Origin of the sequence: Citrobacter sp. S55_ASV_140 (genome assembly GCF_018919505.1) — a bacterium.
Classification (GTDB): Bacteria; Pseudomonadota; Gammaproteobacteria; order Enterobacterales; family Enterobacteriaceae; genus Citrobacter; species Citrobacter werkmanii.
On sequence record NZ_JAHLQZ010000299.1, the window covers coordinates 1 to 3,288 of the forward strand.

A 3,288-nucleotide genomic window follows, 5' to 3' on the forward strand; every position below is an offset into this window, starting at 1 on the left:
ATTCTGACAAATTGCGGTTTTTCCTGGAATGGACAGTACGTGCCGCCGCCTGAAACAGAGGCGACGCTGAATATGTTAATTTTACCGAGTCCTTCGACTGATGCGTTGAAGAAACTGTTACCCCACTTTTATCGCCAGACCGGTATTAAGGTAAATCTTGCGGTTTATCCCTATGATGAAGTTTTTGAAATCCTTTCCCACCTTCATCTACATCCTTATTACGATTTACTGCGAATCGATATGGCGTGTTTTCCGTGGTTTGCAGAGAAAGCTCTCTTGCCGCTGGAATCCGTCTCTTCTGAGCTTCCATTGCTGTTGGAAAATTTCTCTGAGCAAATTCAACAGCACTTCAGCATGGTGAATGGGACCGCATGGGCAATACCCTTTGATGCCAGTATGCAGCTTTTGTTTTATCGACGAGATCTGTTTGAAGACGCGACGATTAAACGGATGTTTTATGAAGCAACGGGAAAAGAGTTAACGCTGCCAGAGAGCTTTGCGCAATTTGATGAGATAGCGGCTTTCTTTAGTCAATTACATCAGCCAGAAAACAGACAGCGCCCGATGGGAACAGCGGTGACGCTGGGAAGCTCGGGGCTTATTGCTACCGAGTATCTGCTGCGTTACTACGCGCTCGGTGGGCGTTTGGTGCGCGAAGGCGAGCCGGTACAACTCGAGCCTTCACTTGCCGCAACTGCACTCGAACAATATCTACAACAGCTTTCTATCGCCGTGAATCTGCCCGGTGAGTGGTGGAGTGACGCGGTAAAACAGTTTGAGCGTGGAAATCTTGCCATGCTGATCATGTATCTCAATTTGTTCAACGATGTGGCGCACACGGCCATAGCGCCCACTATTGGCTATGCTCCTGTTCCGGGGCAACTTCCACAATTGGGGGGCGGTTCCATTGGAATGTCCCGCTACAGTAAAAAGAAAAAACAGGTTGAGCAGTTCTTTCATTGGCTTTATTCCGATGAAATTGCGCGCCATCTGGTTTTGCTGGGAGGAAATAGCGCCTGGTCTGGAATATGTCACGATCAAAACGTTCTCAATCTCTACCCGTGGTTTAATTTATTGAATGAAAAAGGCATGACGGGAATAAGGGAGTCTGAGGGAAGTAAAGGTGAACCTTTCAACCTGCGCCAGGCAGAGATTATTATCGGGCAAGGTGTGACGAATGCAATTAACGGCATTATGGATGTCTTTCAGGCCGTGGAATATATTAATGCGCGAATAAGAAACGAAACGGGTGCCTGAAAATAGGCAGTGGCTTGCCTCTTACTGATGACGTAAGAGGCAAGGTCATGCTTTTATCAGTAACCTACTTTATAAGTACGCCCGGTTTGGATGCCTTCCACGCTGCGGCGATAGGCGTTGGCAACGGTAGCGGCCGGGACGCTTTCAAAACCCGGAAAGAAATCGTCGTAGGCTGCGGCGGATTCACTGAGCACGGTTGGGCTAATCAGGTTGATACGCAGCCCACGCCCCAGCTCACAGGCCGCCGCGCGAACAAATCCTTCCAGACCGGCATTGATCGTTGCCGCATTCGCCCCCTGCGCGATGGGTTCATGGGCGATGATGCCGCTAATGAGCGTAATTGAGCCGCCATCATTGAGAAAATGCTGCCCGGTTAATGCCAGACGAATCTGGCCTAACAGCTTATCCTGTAAACCCTGATTAAAATCCCGATCGGTCATGGTGGATAACGGCCCAAAGAACAAATTGCCGGTGGCGGAAACGATCGCATCTACCCGTCCGACTTTTTCAAACAATGCCCCGACACTCTCCTGGGAGGTGATATCAACCTGGTAATCTCCCTGCGTGCGGCCCACACGGATCACTTCATGTTTACGGCTTAATGCTTCCGTAACTGCGCGACCCACCGTACCGCTGGCACCAACAATAACGATTTTCATAACCACCTCCGCAATAGTGTGAGCCGCTATTCTTTAATGAAAATGAAATCGGATAAACTGGCCAAAAGTTAGATGATTACTAACCAGAGGTTTGCAATATGGATAAACTGCGCGGCATGGAAACGTTTATCGCCGTAGTGGAGAGCGGGAGCTTTACCACCGCGGCCACGCGACTGAGAATGTCTGCGGTGATGGTAGGGAAGTATATCACCCACCTTGAAGCGCAACTCGGTACGCGCCTGCTGGAGCGCAACACACGTCGCCAGAGTCTGACCGATGCCGGTCGTGTCTATTTTGAAGAAGCCCGGCGTGTGCTGGAACAGGTGTCGATAGCCGAACGCTCAGTGGAGCGTCTGCGGCTGGCGCCTGCGGGGACGCTGCGCATCAGCGCGCCGACCTCTTTTGGTGCCTGCGTTATCTCGCCGCTGGCCGCCTCGTTTTTACAGGCCTGGCCGGAAGTGCGCATTGAACTGGATCTGACCAATCGGATGGTCGATCTGGTGAATGAAGGGGTTGACCTGGCGATCCGCATTGGCGATATCCATCAGACTGATGTAGTGGCGAAATACCTGTGTCCGTACCGTATGGCGATTTGCGCGTCACCGGATTATCTCGCTCGTCATGGCACCCCCTTCACGCCCGCGGATCTGGTGGATCATTTGTGCCTGTCCCACACCGTGTGGACGGCCCGCAACGAATGGATGCTACCGGGCGCGGGGGGCGAAGTTCGATGGAAACGCGATGCGATCCTGCGCTGTAACGATGGTCATGGCCTGCGTATGGCGGCAGTGGCGGGGGCGGGGCTGTTGTTACAACCGGAGGTGCTGTTGGCGGAAGAGTTAGCTACTGGCAGGCTGGTGCGGGTGCTGGAGGCGTTTACGCCGCAGCCACGACCCATTCATCTGCTGTGGCGGCAAGATTTGCGTGCGTTGCCGAAGCTGACGCGGTTTGTCGAGCACGTTCTTAGTGCCGTTCAGGAATTAAGATGAATATGCCGGATGGCCAGCGCCATCCGGCATATTACTAACCGATATCCACCTGCGGTTTGCTGTTACGCTTACGGATCAGGCGCAGCACCGGCGGGATAACGATAACCAGTACCGCCATCACCAGCAGCACTTTCGCTACGCCGCTGGCCCACAGAATATCGATGCTGCCGTTACTGATAGACAACGCCCGGCGCAGGTTCTGCTCCAGCATTTCCCCGAGAACGAAGCCTAAAATCAGCGGCGACATCGGGAAGTGCATCTTACGCAGAATGTAGCCCAGTACGCCAAGGGCGACCATCAACACCAGATCAAAGGTTGTGCTGTGAACGGCGTACACGCCAACCGCGGAGACTGCCGCGATAGCCGGTACCAAAAACCACAGC

The 3,288-nt window shown here is 53.0% G+C and carries 4 protein-coding genes; 2 read left to right on the forward strand and 2 right to left on the reverse strand.

Features of this window, described 5'->3' with window-relative positions; all coding sequences use genetic code 11:
• A partial coding sequence (locus tag KQJ18_RS22765; protein ID WP_216422817.1) for an extracellular solute-binding protein occupies positions 1 to 1,257 on the forward strand: 1,257 nt, incomplete at its 5' end.
• Between the two features lie 56 nt (positions 1,258 to 1,313).
• Here KQJ18_RS22765 and KQJ18_RS22770 read toward each other — a convergent pair.
• Complete coding sequence (locus KQJ18_RS22770) at positions 1,314 to 1,922, reverse strand: short chain dehydrogenase (protein ID WP_338149159.1); 609 nt, start codon at positions 1,920 to 1,922, stop codon at positions 1,314 to 1,316.
• Between the two features lie 92 nt (positions 1,923 to 2,014).
• Here KQJ18_RS22770 and KQJ18_RS22775 point away from each other — a divergent pair, with 92 nt between their 5' ends.
• The gene (locus tag KQJ18_RS22775) at positions 2,015 to 2,905 is read left to right on the forward strand and encodes a LysR family transcriptional regulator (RefSeq protein ID WP_216422819.1); all 891 of its coding nucleotides are present in this window, start codon (positions 2,015 to 2,017) and stop codon (positions 2,903 to 2,905) included.
• A gap of 34 nt (positions 2,906 to 2,939) precedes the next feature.
• Here the strand turns inward: KQJ18_RS22775 and KQJ18_RS22780 are convergent.
• A partial coding sequence (locus KQJ18_RS22780) for a tripartite tricarboxylate transporter permease (RefSeq protein WP_216422820.1) occupies positions 2,940 to 3,288 on the reverse strand: 349 nt, incomplete at its 5' end.